We start from the raw sequence: 15,734 nt of genomic DNA on the forward strand, positions 1-15,734 counted from the left end.
CCATGCACCCGCTCCGAGTATTCCGATGTACCAATAGATCGACGGGGCAACGCTACCGTAGAAGCACGATGATACCAATAATGCCTTGAGCTAAGATGGAGCAGCACTCAACGTTAACCGCCCTCTCGTTCCACGGGAGGGGCCGTTCCCTATGCAGCCGCTTCATCATCGGGCCCCTCCGGTTCTTCGGCCAGGCTCTTAGCCTTGTTGAGGTGAGGAGCTTTGGCCAAGCTCTGTTCGATCAACTTGCGAGCCTCGGTCTGGGTCAGCTGGCTGGATGCTGCCACCTCCCTGATCATGAAGTCCAGGGCACCTTCGAAGATCTGCTGCTCGCTGTAGGAAGCCTCCTGCTGCTCTGAGCCGCGGTTGAGATCCCGCAGAACTTCAGCAATAGCTGTCAATTGCCCAGTCCCGATACGCTCCTGAAGCTCGTTGGAGCGCCGGCTCCACACGCCGCGCTTGGCCATTGCCTTTCCGCTCAGGAGGTCGAGTGCCTGCTTCACCACCGCATGGTCGGAGAGTTTTCTCAGGCCGCTGCTCTTGGCTTTTGCCAGGGGAACCCGAAGGGTGAGGCGATCCTTATCGAAGGTGATCACAAAGAGCTCGAGCTTGAACCCGGCAATCTCCTGCTCCTCAATCGCAGTGATCACACCCACACCATGGGCCGGGTACACAACCGTTTCACCGATCTCGAAGGAAAGGGCATTGTTCTTCTTGGTCATTCAGACATGATCTCCGTTAGGCAGAGGCGAGGCTTCAGTCGACAGAGCCTGTGTCGTAGATGCCGGGCTCGCGACCGTCGCGTCAATGCACCCCAGGTTTGCAGAACTCGAAGCATCTTACGCGGTTCCCATGGAACGGCTACGCTCCATTCGGTAGATCCAGCAGCGTCTGGATAGAGTGCGCGCCACACCCCGGAATCGGGCGGATCATCGGCTCTCGGTGATCCGAGGACATTGCGAACACCTCGGAAATGTCTGTTGTCCCCTTCGTCAGCAGACATCCGGCCTACTTCGCAAAATGTGCCAGGAAGAGACATTCCGGTTCTATGCACCAGTTTTGCAGAAGGCTGTTCATCGAACGCCCCGCTGTGAGATCAAGGTTCGCCCTACGACGTCCTGTTCAGACGAGCGACGCCCACAGGAACGCAATACAGGCTGCAAGGCCAACAACTGTTCGCATCGGGTGGAGCGAGCCCGACCGCTGTATCATGGTTCGGCCCTCGGGACCAGCCGCTGCCGGATCAGTCGCCATGAGCCAGTAGTTTGCAGGCATGATGGCCAAGTACATCAAAGGCCAGTTGGCTATCATGATGAGCGCGCCCAGCAGCCATGCGATGTGGCCGGTCGGCCACCAAGCCGCGAGACCGGGCAGGAGTCCTCCAACGGCCAACGGTGCCTGCATGGTCAGTCCACGCTTTTAGGAGTACTTTCACTCGGCGAGCAGGGATCGATCGTCAAGCCCGAGACGGGCCGGCTGCTCGGCCATGTCGATGGAGAGGGCCGCTCCCGAGAACACAGCGGCGACAACAAGTGCGGGCTGATCGGCGATCATGGCAGGTTATCGTAGACAACACTCATCATTAGGCTTGCCATGCTTTCTTCGTCGAAGAAGTTGGGGCCCGCTCAGCAGCCAATGCAGATGCCCCTTGTAGCTCTTCTCAGCCGGGCATCCCTCGCACGCTCTGCGGCTTCGGCCTTTTTGCGGACAGCGGCAGCCATTGCCGCGCTTTCTTCTGAGTTATAGACTCTTTCGGTCGTTGCCTTCGACCCTTCCTTAGCTGCCTGCGCCTGAGCAACCTGAGGGGCAAGAGCAGGAACCAACATGAAAAGGGCCATCAGAACGCGCATCGGTCGCCTCCGCAGAGAATTTGATTGTTGAAGCGTAGCACACGCCTGCCAAACAAGACTTGGTTATTGCGCCGCTAACCAGTCACTTAAGAGTGACCGCTGCTTTTGCGATTAAGGTCGAACGCTTTTTGCAAGCGGCCACCTAGGATTCTTTCACAGCAGTGGCCCTTTCAAAGCGCGAGTAGCCCACCATATAGAATAGATCAGCGGCTCCTCAGTCGACCGCTGTCCTTTTGGGCGCACTCCCGCACCTCGAAGTGCCGTAGGCTCTGGGGTGTGTTATGAACAAATCATCGAGATCAAGTCAGCCCTATCAAGCTGTCATCGTAGACCCGTCGACCGGCCTCGCCACCATCGAAACCTTGGTTTGGGATAACGAAATGCAAGCTCGTGAGTGGGCGTGCAGTCTTGCCAACACGAGCCGCGTGCAACTCTGGCATAACGAGAGGATGATTGGCTCCTGCACGCCGCCTCTGGGTCCGACAAAGTCACCTTTGTCCTAATCTTGGCCGCCAGACCGCCCTTGAGATCGTTGCGCAAAGGACTGCCATGCCTGTCGATATGCCTCCAACTCCCAAGAAGGCGCCAGAAACTCAGGAAACGTCAGCCGGCTGGCTTACAGGAACACTGAACTGGAGTGCCTTCGTTATAAGTCTTGGACTTTGCCTTTGGATGATCAACCACAGCGTTGGATCACCAGAGTACACCCATGCCCCATTCAGTTCCGGCGCTGCGAGTGCCGAGGACTAGATCTCATCCAATGAGCTTCATGGTTTGCCTGGCCTCCAGAACCGTGACAGGTCGGGAACCCGGAACTTTCCCAGCGCCAGTTTGTTAACAGCAGTTGTTCAGCAGCCCGGTGAGGCCCCGGCTGATGCCAGGGGCTTCCATGTCAAACCAGGATCTCCATCTCACACTCCTTGAGTCGGAATTCAGCCGGGTCCTTGACGAGCACTCAACCGGATCACGTGGTGAATCGGCTCGTAAGAGCAACAGTCCGGGCGAGGCTCGGCTTCGGGATCGCACACGCGACCGCCGCTTCCGCCAACTGCTCGATGCCCTGCCGGCGGCGGTGTACACAACGGACGCAGCCGGGCGCATCACCTTCTACAACGAAGCTGCCGCTGAGTTATGGGGCTGTCGGCCCGAACTCGGCAAGAGCGAGTGGTGCGGGTCCTGGCGGCTGTTCTGGCCAGACGGAACGCCTCTGCCACACGATCAGTGTCCGATGGCGGTTGCCCTCAAGGAGAACCGTGCGATCAGGGGTGCCGAAGCCATTGCCGAGCGCCCGGATGGCATCCGGGTCCCGTTCATCCCGTTCCCAACCCCACTGCACGATGCATCAGGCACGCTGGTCGGTGCGGTGAACATGCTGGTGGACATTACCGACAGAAAGCGCGCGGAGGATCAGCAGGCGCTGCTGGTTCGCGAGCTGCATCATCGGGTCAAGAACATGCTGGCGACCGTTCAGGCCATCATGGGCTCGACCGCGCGTGCCTCAACGACGATTGAGGAGTTCCAGCAGGCGTTCACGGGCAGGATCATGGCATTGGCCCGAACTCATTCGAGCCTCGCAGAAGACGAGTGGCAGGCCATCTCCCTCCGAAACCTTCTGTGCCATGAGCTCGAGCCCTACGATGACGGCTCCCCGGGCCGGGTGCTCCTCGACGGTCCTGCCGTTGATCTGCCGTCGGCCACCGCCATTCCATTGGGAATGGCCATTCATGAACTGACGACGAACGCGGTCAAACATGGTGCCCTGTCTGTCCTGGGCGGGTCCGTGGCGGTCTCATGGACGCTTATGGACGAGCCGGACCATCCCGAACTCACCATCGAGTGGGTTGAGCGAAACGGTCCGGCTATCGGCCCGCCGACCCGGAGGGGCTTTGGCTCCCAGCTCCTGGAACGTGTGCTGAGCAATCAGATCGGTGCGCACGCTATGGTCTCCTACGAACCGGAAGGACTGCGAGCGCACCTAAGGGTACCGCTTCCATGTCGCATGTCTGCCTCAGTCCAATAGACAGTCGCGCCCACCCTTAGAGCATCGGATCGATCCCAAAAGTGGACCCACTTTTGGGATCGATCCGATGCTCAATTCCTTAAATGGCGCATCGTTCTTCGCGGACCCAGCGGGCCGCGCAAGCGAAAACCGGGTCCACATTTCCGCACGATGCGCTAGCACCCGCCGCAAACCGTTGACGTTCGCCCAGCCTCTTAAAGCATCGGACCCAAAAGTGGACTTGCACTTTTGGGATCCATCCGATGCTTCCTTCTTGAATGAGAGCATCGGTCAGAACGGAAAACCGGGTCCACTTTTCCGTCCGATGCTCTAGACGTTCGGCAGCGGGTGAATGTGCATCGGATGAGCCTGATCAATACTGAAGCGGCCCCTGCCCTGCTACGCACAATTCTGTCTTCGAATGTGGTCGAAAGCAGACAAGATTCATCTAAATCATGTAGGAAGACACACAGCACTTGTTATCAACTAATAAAGAGTCTATATAGTTTTTATCGGATTTTGGCCGGACAATCGGGTCGTTTCGCTTTTGACACTGTCAGGCGCACGTTCGGACTTTCTTACCATTACATCGACGAACTGAGTTGAGGCCGCTCTTTGGCGCGCCTTCCCTCACGTGCATCCACAGCAATCGCGAAAGGTTACACCAATGATTACGGGCACAGTAAAATTCTACAACGATACGAAGGGCTTCGGCTTCATCCAGCCGAACGATGGCAGCAAGGACGTTTTCGTTCATGCCACCGCCCTTGAGCGCGCTGGCATGCGCAGCCTGGTCGAAGGTCAGAAGGTCTCCTTCGACACAGCCGAGGACCGTCGCTCCGGCAAGATTGCCGTCAACAACATCGAAACAGCGTAACTGGTGATGATCGGCTCAGGACATAGGCCTGTGCCGCTCGGTCCTGAAGCCGCTCCCTTGTGGGGCGGCTTTATTGTTTGCGCTCGCAATCACCCGGCAGCGGTTGTCCGCCCATCCCTGCCCTGCCTGACAGCCGTCGGGCTCCAGGAGCAATGAATGTCTCACAAGTATAAACTTCGTCAGCTCGTCCGCATCACCCATCCGAATTTCTCCGACAAGCGCGCAACGACAAGCGGCATCTACGAGGTGACCCGCCTCATGCCGGCCGATCAGACTGGCGAGGTCTCCTATCGCATCAAGTCGTCCGGCTTCGGCGAGCGTGCTGTGCGCGAGAGCGAGATTACGGCGCAGGCGTGAATCATTTGACCAGCGCAGACGCCTTCTTTCACGGATCGCAGATCTACGATCCTATCGCCGTGCTTCGACAGGGCGATGAGGCCTTGTACGTTGCTCGGGTCGGCCGGAAGGCGTCCCGACAGTTCATGATCCTCACGCCAACAGGTGAGCCTGCGTGGCCACACGAGCCGCTTGGTAGTCTCTCGGATGTGGGTTGGGCTCTTCGAGCACACGCGTGGCACCTCGTGACGCCCGAGCCGATCGGCGGGAGTGCTCAGCAAGCCAAGACACTGGCGCGGTTGCTCGCGGAGCGAACCTGACGATCATCAATACAGAGGTGAATGCATGGATGAGGACACACCGCTCGCAACGCTTCTGCCTCTCACCCCCAGGAGGCTCACCATGGTCGATCAACCAACCAATCTTGATGCCCATCGCGGCATGGCAGCCCAGAAAGCCACCGACCTTCGACGTCTGCGCTCCGAGGTCGAGGCCGACCAGGCAGCACTTCACGCAAGACAAGCGGAACTCGAAGATCTGCTTGCGGCCGCACCCGCCACCGACTGGCCGGAGGCTGTCGAGAAGGCGCGCTATCTGCTGGGTCTGCTCGCGCAGAACTTGGACGCCGCCGACCTGCGTCGGCGCAGGCTGATCGACCGGGTTCTGGCCGACTTCGATCATCTGCTCGACAAGTCACCCCACGACTGAGACGAATTTTCCAGAACCCAACTGACAATGGAGATACCCCATGGCCAGAGGCGAAAAGCGCGGCAACCGCGAGGCAAAGAAGCCGAAGCAGGACAAACCCAAGAACCCAATCCCGGTCTCTCCCGTCGTGACCCAAGGCAAGGGCAGCACCCCGCCTAAACCATCCGGCGGCAAGCGCGCATCGTAGCTGGGCCACGACGGGAACGAAGCCACTGAGGCTTGATCCAACACCCGCTGACATCCTTCAAGAACGAGCCGAAGAGCGGGTGGGTGCCTTCGGCGCGACGGCGGCCCGTTCGTCGCCGCAGTGGAGGGCATCCGCATGCTCATGGTGGTCACCGACATCACGACCATCCGAAACCGCCAACAGCCGCTGCTCCTCAACGAGGACCATCATGCCGTCTTCGTCAAATCCCGTCGCCCGCGGATGGGCTGAAGGGGGGTCATGCGGCGGCCCGATCGCTCTCCAGATGCAGGTAGTTGGGGTCAAACTCGCCCACCTGCTTCAACTTCTCCCAGTCAGGAATGTTCAGCCGGTCGCCCTTCAGTTCGATCAGACCCTCGGCCCGCATCTGCTGAAGCACCCGGTTGACGTGGACCGGAGTGATGCCGAGCGCATCCGCGAACTCACCCTGAGTGATGGGCAGGTCACAGGCATGACCCTCGACCAGGCCGACCGCCCTGAGGCGCACCAGCAACTCGCACAGCACATGGGCCAGACGATTGTAGGCCTCGCGGCGGCCGACATTGGTCACCCATTCCCGGAAGATGGCCCCCTCGATCAGGGTCTCGCGCCAGAAGGCAGCAGCGATGCGCGGATGGCGGGTGCAGATGTCCCGCAGGTCTTCATGTTTGATGAACCCCACCCGGCACTGGGTAAGGGTGGCGATGCTAACGTCCAGAACCTTCAGGTGCAGGCTCTGCAAATCGGGAATGTCACCGGCAATGCCGAAGGACACAATCTGGCGCTTGCCGACTGTGGTGACTTTGTAGGTAGCGGTGAAGCCGCTCAGGATCAGACAGGAACGGGAGGGACGGTCGCCTTCGCGCACGATGTCCTGATGGTCTTTGAGCGTGGCAGGCTGCATCGGCAGGGTCTCAAGCGCCTGCCGCTCGTCATCCGTGAGCGTGAAGATGCTCTCCAGCTTGCGGATCATCGGATTGTAATCGGGATGGAAAGAAGCGTGCATGGGGAGCTCCTCCTGTTTGCAGGCGGGAGCACACGTATCTCTCAGGTATCAGCGCCTAGGATCGCTTGCTGATAATGATTGTCTTGTAGCACATAAATCAGTGTCCGCCTCTGATCTAGGTTACTTTTTGCGGAACAACATTGTGTTGATATCGTGTTAGTCGACAAGTCTGAGTTCATCTTTGTTCTTCCAGCAGAAATCGACGCTTCAGCTTTATTTCGAAACCCAGGAAAGGACGATCCGCATCTCCGATAAAGAGCCCTACAGATCAATGTGAATGAGGCCAAGCATCTCGGAATGTTGGCGGAGGAAGAGGAGCGCAAGGTCCAGCATGCAGCTTCCCCACCGGAGCCCCAACCACATGCGTGGTCCCTACGTTGGAACAGCGAACAAGGCGCGAAGCCAAGCGTTGACGGCTACGATCCCAAGCCTTGGAGTGCCTGTGCCTCGCTATTTCTTCGACACGTACGACGGGGATGTCCTCGTCCCCGACGACGTGGGGCAGGAGCTGGAAAACCTTGAGGCGGCTAAGGCCGTTGCTCAGGAGGAACTGCCACTGATGGCCCAGGACGAGCTGCCCGATGGTGACGAACGCACGTTCATCGTCAGCGTCAGGGACGAGGCGGGACACGTGGTGCTCCGAGCTGCACTCTCCCTGATCGTGGAATACCCTTCCGTGAGGGCAGACCGTCCGCAGAGGTAATCTTCCCAGGATGTCTACCCCGAGGTCAGGAGCGTCTTGAGCAGTCGCACGAGCGTCTCGGGATGGACGGGCTTGCTGAGGAACAGGGCTCCCTCCGGCAGGTCCCCTGACTTGGGCGCGGCACGACCGGACGCGATCAGGATCCCGATGTCCTCGCGCTCCGAACGGACCCTCCGGGCCAGCTCGAAGCCGTTGATGCTCCCACGCGGCATCTCGACGTCGGTGACCACGGCGTGGATACCCGAGACGGCACTCAGAACCCGGAGCGCCTCATCGGCATGGGCGGCCTCGATCACCTTGAAGCCGGCATCCTCCAGCACATCGACGAGGGTCATTCGCACGAGCGCCTCGTCTTCGACAACCAGAATGAGAGCACGCGGGTAAGGGTTCGGGCCAGGCATGCCCGATGAAAGAGGGAGCAACGGTCTTTGTTCCTAAGGTCAAGATCTCAAACAATGCCTCCTAGATAGGCGTGGATCAGCCGGGGTCGACCCTTGAGAGTTGGTGCTGAGACAACTTTGCCATTGCCTCTTTCTGAAATCAGGAGCCGATTGCTGTCACGCCGGCTATCACGCCTCTTGGAACCAAGCGCAGCCGCTGGGCTTTTCCAGCCTTGCAGTAAGACAACCCCGATGGGGATCTGAGCAGGAGGCATGATGCCGAGAAGGAGCGACAGTCCCAGCCCTGAACTCAAGCGCATGCACGAGTACCAGCGTGCGCTCGCCGCCTTCGGCCGGATTGCCTCCGAAGTTCTGCCGCGTGAGAAGCTGTTGCACTACGTCACGGCCCAGGTCTCGCGGGTCACCCATATCAGGCATGTGAAAGTGCTGTGCTACCGTCCAGACCATGGCGACCTGCTGATGGTGGCCGGGGTGGGCTGGAAACCTGGCGTGGTGGGTCAGACGACCTTCGCCCTCGACAATGCCTCTGTCGCCGGACGGTGCATGCAGACAGCCGCTCCAGTGACTGTCGAGGACCTGCCGAACGATCCTGAGTTCCGCATGCACCCGAGCCTGCGCGAGCATGGCATCATCTCGCTCGTGAACGTGCCGGTGCGGATCGACGGTCGCATCTGGGGCGTGCTGGAGGTGGATGCTGAGGAGCCACGGACGTTTGAAGAGGGCGACGTGACCTTCCTGACCACCATGGCCAACATCCTGGGCGTGGCCCTGTTGCGGCTGGAGACCGAGACCAAGGCGGCGGAGGCAGCCGCAGGGTATGCGCGGGAGAAGTCCTTTGCCGAGGTGGTCCTGCGCGAGTTCCAGCACCGGGTGAAGAACAACCTTCAGACGATCATCTCCTTCCTGGCGCTGCAACGGCGGCACGCCTCGACGCAGGAGGACCGGGACCGCTTCGTGAGCGTCATGGACCGGGTGCATGCCATCGCCCTGGCTCAGGACCAGCTCTCGTTCGAGGCAGGCATCAGCAACGTGGAGTTCGGCGATTACCTGCGGGCCTTATGCGCCAACATCGACCCGCAACGGGAGACGGTGACCATCGATGTCGAGGCAGAGCGCGGAGCGCTGCTTCCTCTGGATCGAGCCGTGGCAGCCGGGCTGATCGTCAACGAGTTGGTGACCAACTCGCTCAAGTACGCGTTTGATGAAGACGGCGGCACGATCCGGGTCAGCTTCACGACACGGTCCGAGCTCGGTGAGGCCTACCTTGCGGTCGAGGACAATGGACGCGGGATGGGACCGCCCCGCAAGGGTGGGCTCGGCCTTCAGCTCATCGACGCCTTTGCCAATCAGCTTGATGGGCAGGTGGAGCGGAAGCCGGTCGAGAAGGGCACGCGTACCTGCGTCAGGTTTCCTTTGCCGCTGTGATGTTCGGTCCAGTGGGTTGGTTTGCTCCTTGAACATGGTGGAAGGGCGGCTTTGGGTCAAACAGTAACATTAGGCGAGCCGAATGAAGGCCCGCTTGTCGTGTCTTTGCAGAATTTCGCTATACTTCCGGGAAGTGCCATGAAGCGACCTTTCGGGATCTCGATTCGATTTCGCGGAAGGCCGTTTTTGACCAGCGTAAAGCGTAAGTGGCCCTGGCTCGGCGGTAAGCCTTTGCACATCACTCCTTGAGCCAGGGCAGCAGCCTGTTAGGCCGGGATCAATAGCGCAATCCTATGGATGCCGACCTCATTGCTGATGTTTTTCGCCTGATCCGTCCTGCCCTTCCCGCAGGTGTAAATGTCGCCGGCTCTGACGGTGTATGGATCTTTGCCCATCTTCTTGATGGTGAACTCGCCCGCAAGGATATGGCATACCATGTCCATGTCCATTTCCGCCTCGGTCGGATCGCCGGCTCCAGGCTGATACACAACATCGATGATCTTGATGCTCTTGTAGGCAGCAATTTCGGAGGGGGCTTCCCCAACCTCCACCAGCCGGCGCCCTGGGCTGAGTTCCTTGCCGTCATTAGGGCCATAGGTCGGAATGCCCGGGACTGCTGCTGCGCCCGCAGGCGTCACCAAAGCAAGTAAAGGGACTGTTGTAGCGGTGGTCAACGCGAGTGTTACTGCCGATCTGCGACTCATGAACTCGGTCATGGCTTCCTCCAGCAGTTGGCGTGTGCGAAATCCGCACCTGAAGAGTCGAAACCTCGCCCGTCAGAATGTCAAATTGTTTGATGTAACAACAGCTTGGCTGCCCATGTCGGTTAGATGGTGTCTGATGTCCCGCTCCTTGCAAGCGCAACTGGGATCGGCCTCGTGCACGTGAGAACATTCTCCGCGTAGCCTGATTTCGCCGAACGGGGCTTATGAAATGCAGGGCCCAATGGTGAACTCATCAGGAAGGGTTAGGAACGGGTCAAGCTGAGCCTTTGGGCTTGGCCGTATGAAGGTCAGCTTACCCTATGACGACGGAAGTTCGGCTTTCCTCCGCCCCGTGCCACGTCCGGACATTTCGTCGGCCGAGTCCATGCTTCGGCCGCCGCACGGCAGATGGCCACGCCCAGGGCGAGAACCGCCACCGACTCAAAGTGCTTGCAGCTCCGCTTGGGTCCAGATGAACCGGAAAAGAAATTCACTTCACAAGACGCTAGCCCTCGCCTGGGCAGCGTGAGGGGACCTGTGGGACGCTGTGTTGGCCTTTCTCGCGTTAGCCGGCCTTGGGAAATGGCACAACCGTGCCATCCACCCGATCGACCTCTGTTCGGCCGAACGCCCTGCTCTGGCAGCCTGAGTACGCTCTGCGGCGGATCGCACATAGGACACCGGGGTTTCGCTCGGGCAGGGCTTGGCCAGAATCGCGCCCCCAGGCGGCAGATCTCCTCCCCTCGGCCATTCCCGTCCCGAGGTGATCAGGATTTCGGTGCTGAGCCATTGCTCGTGAACCTGGCGGGCGAGCGCGTAGCCGTTAAGGCCCGGCGGCATTTCGACGTCCGAGAACACGACGTCGACATCAACCCCGGCGCTCAGGAGGGTGAGGGCCTCGTCGGCGTTGGCCGCTTCGGCAACACGGAAGTCGGCTTCGATCGGCAGGTCAGCCGTTACCAACCGCATCAGCGGCTCGTCCTCGACCCGCAATACGGTTCCGAGAAACAAATGCGACACAGGACGAACAGAACGAAAGAATGGCGAGACGAAACGCATCGGCCACGCTTTGGTTCCTTCTCGGAGCATCGCGCTCCAATGCAGGAGCCGATCGATGGCGGTTGCGCTTGGCTTAAGCCGCCTCATTCTAGGCTTAAACTCATAGTTAATGCGCTCCTAACAAAACAACCGGGTCGAGTGCCGCAGATGGCGACTTGGACCAAATTCGTTCGGGGGGCATTCGTATGATGTCGATCTCTCGCTGCCTGGCTGGCGGCCTTGTGCTCACTTTGGCAACGGCGCTTTATTCCGTTCCGGTCTCGGCTAAGCCTGCTGCGCACGTAACCCTCACGCCGGAGCGGATGTCGGAGCTGCGGCAGATCAACAGCCATGTGAACAGCACCATTGTCGAAGTGTCCGACATGGACCAGTACGGACGCGAGGACGTCTGGACGCTTCCAACGAGTGGCCGGGGCGACTGTGAGGATTTCGCACTGCTGAAGCGCAAACTGCTCTTGCAGCGCGGCTGGCCGACCTCGGCGCTGTCGATCTCGGTCGGCACGACCTCGTCCGGCGAGCCGCATGCGGTGCTTGTCGTGACAACGGCCAGTGGCGAGTACGTCCTGGACAACCTGACCTCATCAATCCTGCCGCCCGCCCAAACAGGCCACACGTTCCTCTCACGGCAGACGGGTCGCGGGTGGGTTTCGGCTTCGGGCGCAAGAACCAGCGAGCCGACGGTGGATCTTCCCGTCGCCCGTAGCCTGCCCGTAGCGCAGGCCGGGTTTCGCCGGCCGCGCGGCTGACCCGCTCCCTCTCCAGGTAAGCCGTGGAACTGAGTTGGCTATAGGATCGTTGCACCGTTTGGGCCAAATCAGCGTCCCGTCGAGTATTGCTTGCCCCTGATAGCTGAAGACTATCAGGGGCTTTTCTTTAGTTTGCGCTCGCAAGACAGGCTAAATCCGAGGTGCGGGCAGGTATAAAGATTGAATACCCGTTAATTGGCGCAGGCATATCCACATATCGTCTGAAAAAATTTCCAGGAATGTGCCGGAACCATGTCCGGAGTTAGGCGTCATCTAGCAACCTGAGCCGCTCTTCTGCGATCAGCCTCCATTAGTACTCTCTTGTAAGGTGAACCATGAAGCGTTCGCACGCTCTCGCTTTGTCCGCGATGACCCTGTTTGTTGCCACGTCGGCCTCCGTTCAGGCCCAGATGCCCAGGTCAGGCCAACAGTGCCAGCCTGCCGTTGCCAATGCATCCATGTACGGCAACTGCCACCTCCGCATCGTCCAGGGCCAGGAAGTCTGCCGCTGCGCAATCCGTCCGCAGGCACGACGTGCGGTCGACCAGGGCACCAGAGCTGAGACGACCGGATCCATTGGGGCGCCCGGAACATCGTTCCTGGATCGGCTCTTCGGCTCTGGCACGAGTTCCGTCGCAGTCGGCACGTCAGCGCGATCCGCGGCGGGTTCTCCTGCAATTGCTGGTTCCGCGACGGGCAGGAGTGCGACCTCCTCCGGCAGCGCCATGGCAGGCGCAGTCGGGAACTCGGGTTCCGGTAGTGCAGCCGGACGATCCGCAGCCGGAGGCCTCGCCGGAGCCGCTCCAGGAGATGCATCGGCTGGCGCTTCCATCGGCGGGAGCTCGGCTGGTGGCAGCAGCCCGGCCGGCAGCAGCGGCGGCATCGGAGGCTCGAGCGGCAATGGCAGCCGCGGGTCGGCAGGATCCGGCGGCAACGCCAATGGTGCCGGGCCGGGCAATGGCAACGGACCGGGGAACGGAAACGGTCAGGGGCCGGGCAACAACAACGGCCTCGGCAACGGATCAGAGCCTGCCGACAACACCAGTACCGACGTGAAGGGCACCGATCCCTCCAATCCCGGTGGTGGCAGCGGCAACGCGGGTGCCGGGGGCGGTCGAGGCGGCAATGGCAATGGTGGTGGAAATGACAATGGGGGCGGTCATGGCGGGGGCAATGGTGGAAGGCGCTGATCATCGGCTCCTGCCGTCGGCCTGATAATCCGGCCTGTGCGTCCTTCCGATCCACAGGTCGACATAGAAACTTGCCTGGGCCCTTGGCTGCTTGAACAGCCAAGGGCTGAACGGGCAATTCTACAGGCAAGCGGGACCTTCGCTCGCACTTTGGTGGAGGTTCTACAAGCCGCCTGAACCAATCACCCGGTTTGGGTGAAAAGTCCGCCCTGGGTCACGCGCTGACGATCCCATGCCCGCACGGAACTTCCGCTGCTCCTTGCCAGAGCAGACCATCGGCCACCTTCCGAGAAGTGCCATTAGACAATCTTCCGGATCATCATCAATTTCGCATACGGTCCGTCCCGACAGGCAGTTTAGCCTCTGGCTATTGTCGTTGACGCCCCTCGGGGCCTGCCCCTTTGCAGGGTTGCGAATATCGCCAGTGTGACGCAATGCACAGTCCCCGTCTGCAACGGGGTCCAAAGTCCAATCATCGCCAACGGAGAAGGCCGATGATCAAGGCATACGGATTCGCACTTGCTGGGGTACTGCTCGCTGGGCTCGGGCCCACGTTCGCGGCGCCGGGCCCTCAGGAAAGACAATGCATGGTGGGGGAGCAGCGTATCAACGGCGTGTGCCGGGCCTTATCGGAAGGCGCCAGCGCGCGCAATCGAGGTGATACTGGCAGATAGTGGGCCATTCTCCAGCGCACGGGTTGGCAGCCGACCAGCAGTCGTTAATCTGACGATTGAGGGCAGCAAGAACGAGCGCGACTTCTTTTCGTTGGAGTTCCGGCTTGGTCGCGCGCGAAATCCGGCGAGTCGTATCGTGTAATCGCCAGTATGGAACGACAATCGAACCGCTCCCTCCCAGCCTCCCGGCGACGAAGCTTTTTCGCGGGGCATGAGGAGAGATCGATGACCCGGCAAGAGAGCGGCACTGTCATTCGCCGCCTCGTCGACGAATGGGTCGAACTCAGGAGAAGCTGGCCGCCGAGGGTGCGATCATTGCCCTGCCTCTGCCGGGCGGCACCGCCTATCCGGCGTGCCAGCTCGAGATCGGCGGCACGGTGACAGGCCTGCCGGGGGCGCTCCGCTCGATGCCGATCCGCTCGCCCCGGATCCTTGAGTGGCTGCTGAGCGGGGATCCCGCTCTCGGTGGCGCAGCGCCGATCGAGGCTCTGCGGCGGGGCAACGTCACGGAAGTGATCCAGCTCGCCCGCTTGCATGGGGCCGGATGAACCGTTCTCCACTCTGTTGGGATCCCGAATGAGCCGCGGCCTTCAACCAGGTTGAACCAGGCCGAAGATCTTGGCTGGTTCTTCCCCCACTCATCTACTCGGCCGCCATCTGCCTACTCTCGCGCCCTCTTCGCGTGCCTATTGGCCCAACTATGCTGGGGCTGGCAAGAACGGCTTGATGAAGGTCGTCGACATGGCGCACGGATTGCAGGGCCTCCAGCATCGGCCCGCAGATCAGGCGCTCGCCAGAGGGATCATGGTGACAGACGGGGTCCCACAAGCCCATTGGCGTCCAGATGTCCGGATCATGCCACTCCGGCATGCCGAGGATCGGGTAGAGGCACACGCCGCGGATCGGGACGCGGTCGCGGAGAAGCATCTCCGCTTCGTCCGCCACCTCCCGCAGCCAGCGGCCACGGCTGTCACCAACATGGCTGGTCTCGGTGATCATCACCTCACCGCCGTATCGCTCCCACACCGAACGGACGAGAGCGCTCAGGGACCATCGGCGCGGATCGTCGTCGGCGAGCGGCGGGATGACCCCATCTTCTCCGGGCGGGACGCCCCATTCCCATTGGTTGGTCCAATAATAATTGATGCCCACCACATCCAGGTGCGCGCGGCTGCCACCCAGTTCCGGCAGAAGGCGTCCGCACAGCATGTCCCAGCTCTGGAACACGAGTCGTTCGTTGAAGTCGCGCACCTCGTCCTCCAGATCAGGACAGTCAAAGGGACAGGCTACACGACACAAAGGATCCACATTGACCATGCGTGCATCCGGGCAGGCCGCCCAGAGGGCATTGATACCCCCAATCGCGGCGCGCGTGAGTGCGACCTTCAGATCCCAGCCGCGTCCGGTCATGTGCGGCGCAAACAGGCCCTTCTCGCCCCCCGCATAGGACATGAATGACGGCTCATTGACCGGGGTGAAGGCGCAAGTCCCCTCGCCATGCCGGGCGATGTACCGGCCGACCGCATGACAGTAGTCGGCGAAACGCTTCGGAAACCCATCACCCCAGAGATCCAGCCCCTGCGGATAGCCGTAGTGGAACAGGTCCCAGATGATCTCGATGCGATGGCGGCGTGCTGCCTCGACAAACGGCTCGACTGTGGAGAAGTCGTAGCGCCCGTTTCCGAGATCCACCAGGGGCCAGCGGATGGTCTCCCGTGCCGCGTGTAGACCGAGGTCTGCGAGTTGCCGGTAATCCTCATCGACTGTTCCGTCGTGGCCGGTCGCCACCACCTGGTCGAACCAGTGGCCGTGCCGGTTGTACCCAGTAGAGCCTTCGAACCCAGCGAGAAAGAAGCTTCGGAACATCCCGCC

At 60.6% G+C, this 15,734-nt stretch carries 16 protein-coding genes; 9 read left to right on the top strand and 7 right to left on the bottom strand.

Annotation, left to right across the window (positions count from 1 at the left end):
• Nucleotides 1–149: 149 nt before the first annotated feature.
• Complete coding sequence (locus tag OCW50_RS12545) at nucleotides 150–722, bottom strand: CarD family transcriptional regulator (protein ID WP_262267709.1); 573 nt, start codon at nucleotides 720–722, stop codon at nucleotides 150–152.
• Nucleotides 723–1,431: 709 nt separating this feature from the next.
• Nucleotides 1,432–1,554 (bottom strand): hypothetical protein, encoded by a 123-nt coding sequence (locus OCW50_RS33200; protein ID WP_315974425.1) that lies wholly within the window; start codon nucleotides 1,552–1,554, stop codon nucleotides 1,432–1,434.
• Nucleotides 1,555–2,739: 1,185 nt separating this feature from the next.
• Here OCW50_RS33200 and OCW50_RS12555 point away from each other — a divergent pair.
• The 5 genes from OCW50_RS12555 (at nucleotide 2,740) to OCW50_RS12575 (ending at nucleotide 5,957) form a co-directional block, all read left to right on the top strand.
• Nucleotides 2,740–3,870, top strand: a complete 1,131-nt coding sequence (locus tag OCW50_RS12555) for a sensor histidine kinase (protein WP_262267707.1) — start codon at nucleotides 2,740–2,742, stop codon at nucleotides 3,868–3,870.
• Between the two features lie 646 nt (nucleotides 3,871–4,516).
• A complete protein-coding gene (locus OCW50_RS12560; RefSeq protein WP_262297752.1) occupies nucleotides 4,517–4,726 on the top strand; it encodes a cold-shock protein in 210 nt (69 codons plus the stop codon).
• Nucleotides 4,727–4,882: 156 nt separating this feature from the next.
• Entirely contained in the window at nucleotides 4,883–5,083 is a 201-nt protein-coding gene (locus OCW50_RS12565; RefSeq protein WP_262267705.1) for a hypothetical protein, read from the top strand.
• A gap of 381 nt (nucleotides 5,084–5,464) precedes the next feature.
• Entirely contained in the window at nucleotides 5,465–5,770 is a 306-nt protein-coding gene (locus OCW50_RS12570) for a hypothetical protein (protein WP_262267704.1), read from the top strand.
• Between the two features lie 40 nt (nucleotides 5,771–5,810).
• A complete protein-coding gene (locus OCW50_RS12575) occupies nucleotides 5,811–5,957 on the top strand; it encodes a hypothetical protein (protein WP_262267703.1) in 147 nt (48 codons plus the stop codon).
• Between the two features lie 256 nt (nucleotides 5,958–6,213).
• On the opposite strand, the gene OCW50_RS12580 is transcribed toward OCW50_RS12575, so the two are convergent.
• The gene (locus OCW50_RS12580) at nucleotides 6,214–6,927 is read right to left on the bottom strand and encodes a Crp/Fnr family transcriptional regulator (RefSeq protein ID WP_262297753.1); all 714 of its coding nucleotides are present in this window, start codon (nucleotides 6,925–6,927) and stop codon (nucleotides 6,214–6,216) included.
• Nucleotides 6,928–7,402: 475 nt separating this feature from the next.
• Here OCW50_RS12580 and OCW50_RS12585 point away from each other — a divergent pair, with 475 nt between their 5' ends.
• On the top strand, nucleotides 7,403–7,663 hold the full coding sequence (locus OCW50_RS12585; protein WP_262267700.1) for a DUF6894 family protein: 261 nt from the start codon (nucleotides 7,403–7,405) through the stop codon (nucleotides 7,661–7,663).
• A gap of 14 nt (nucleotides 7,664–7,677) precedes the next feature.
• Here OCW50_RS12585 and OCW50_RS12590 read toward each other — a convergent pair whose 3' ends face one another.
• On the bottom strand, nucleotides 7,678–8,064 hold the full coding sequence (locus tag OCW50_RS12590) for a response regulator (RefSeq protein ID WP_262297840.1): 387 nt from the start codon (nucleotides 8,062–8,064) through the stop codon (nucleotides 7,678–7,680).
• A 255-nt stretch (nucleotides 8,065–8,319) separates the two neighbouring features.
• On the opposite strand from OCW50_RS12590, the gene OCW50_RS12595 reads away from it, so the two are divergent.
• Nucleotides 8,320–9,489: a sensor histidine kinase gene (locus OCW50_RS12595; protein ID WP_262297754.1), complete on the top strand. Its 1,170-nt coding sequence runs from the start codon at nucleotides 8,320–8,322 to the stop codon at nucleotides 9,487–9,489.
• 266 nt (nucleotides 9,490–9,755) lie between these two features.
• Here the strand turns inward: OCW50_RS12595 and OCW50_RS12600 are convergent, their stop codons facing one another.
• Nucleotides 9,756–10,205: a hypothetical protein gene (locus OCW50_RS12600; protein WP_262297755.1), complete on the bottom strand. Its 450-nt coding sequence runs from the start codon at nucleotides 10,203–10,205 to the stop codon at nucleotides 9,756–9,758.
• A 483-nt stretch (nucleotides 10,206–10,688) separates the two neighbouring features.
• Nucleotides 10,689–11,252 carry a response regulator gene (locus OCW50_RS12605; protein ID WP_262297756.1) on the bottom strand — a complete coding sequence of 188 codons (564 nt, stop codon included), beginning with the start codon at nucleotides 11,250–11,252 and terminating at the stop codon, nucleotides 10,689–10,691.
• A gap of 185 nt (nucleotides 11,253–11,437) precedes the next feature.
• On the opposite strand from OCW50_RS12605, the gene OCW50_RS12610 reads away from it, so the two are divergent.
• Both OCW50_RS12610 and OCW50_RS12615 read left to right on the top strand, forming a co-directional pair.
• Complete coding sequence (locus OCW50_RS12610) at nucleotides 11,438–11,998, top strand: transglutaminase-like cysteine peptidase (RefSeq protein ID WP_262297757.1); 561 nt, start codon at nucleotides 11,438–11,440, stop codon at nucleotides 11,996–11,998.
• Between the two features lie 2,136 nt (nucleotides 11,999–14,134).
• Nucleotides 14,135–14,410 (top strand): Rv2175c family DNA-binding protein, encoded by a 276-nt coding sequence (locus OCW50_RS12615; protein ID WP_262297758.1) that lies wholly within the window; start codon nucleotides 14,135–14,137, stop codon nucleotides 14,408–14,410.
• A 94-nt stretch (nucleotides 14,411–14,504) separates the two neighbouring features.
• Here the strand turns inward: OCW50_RS12615 and OCW50_RS12620 are convergent, their stop codons facing one another.
• Nucleotides 14,505–15,728, bottom strand: a complete 1,224-nt coding sequence (locus tag OCW50_RS12620; protein ID WP_262297759.1) for a glycoside hydrolase family protein — start codon at nucleotides 15,726–15,728, stop codon at nucleotides 14,505–14,507.
• Nucleotides 15,729–15,734 lie beyond the last annotated feature (6 nt).

It is taken from the genome of Microvirga sesbaniae (assembly GCF_025460805.1).
GTDB classification, from domain to species: Bacteria; Pseudomonadota; Alphaproteobacteria; order Rhizobiales; family Beijerinckiaceae; genus Microvirga; species Microvirga sesbaniae.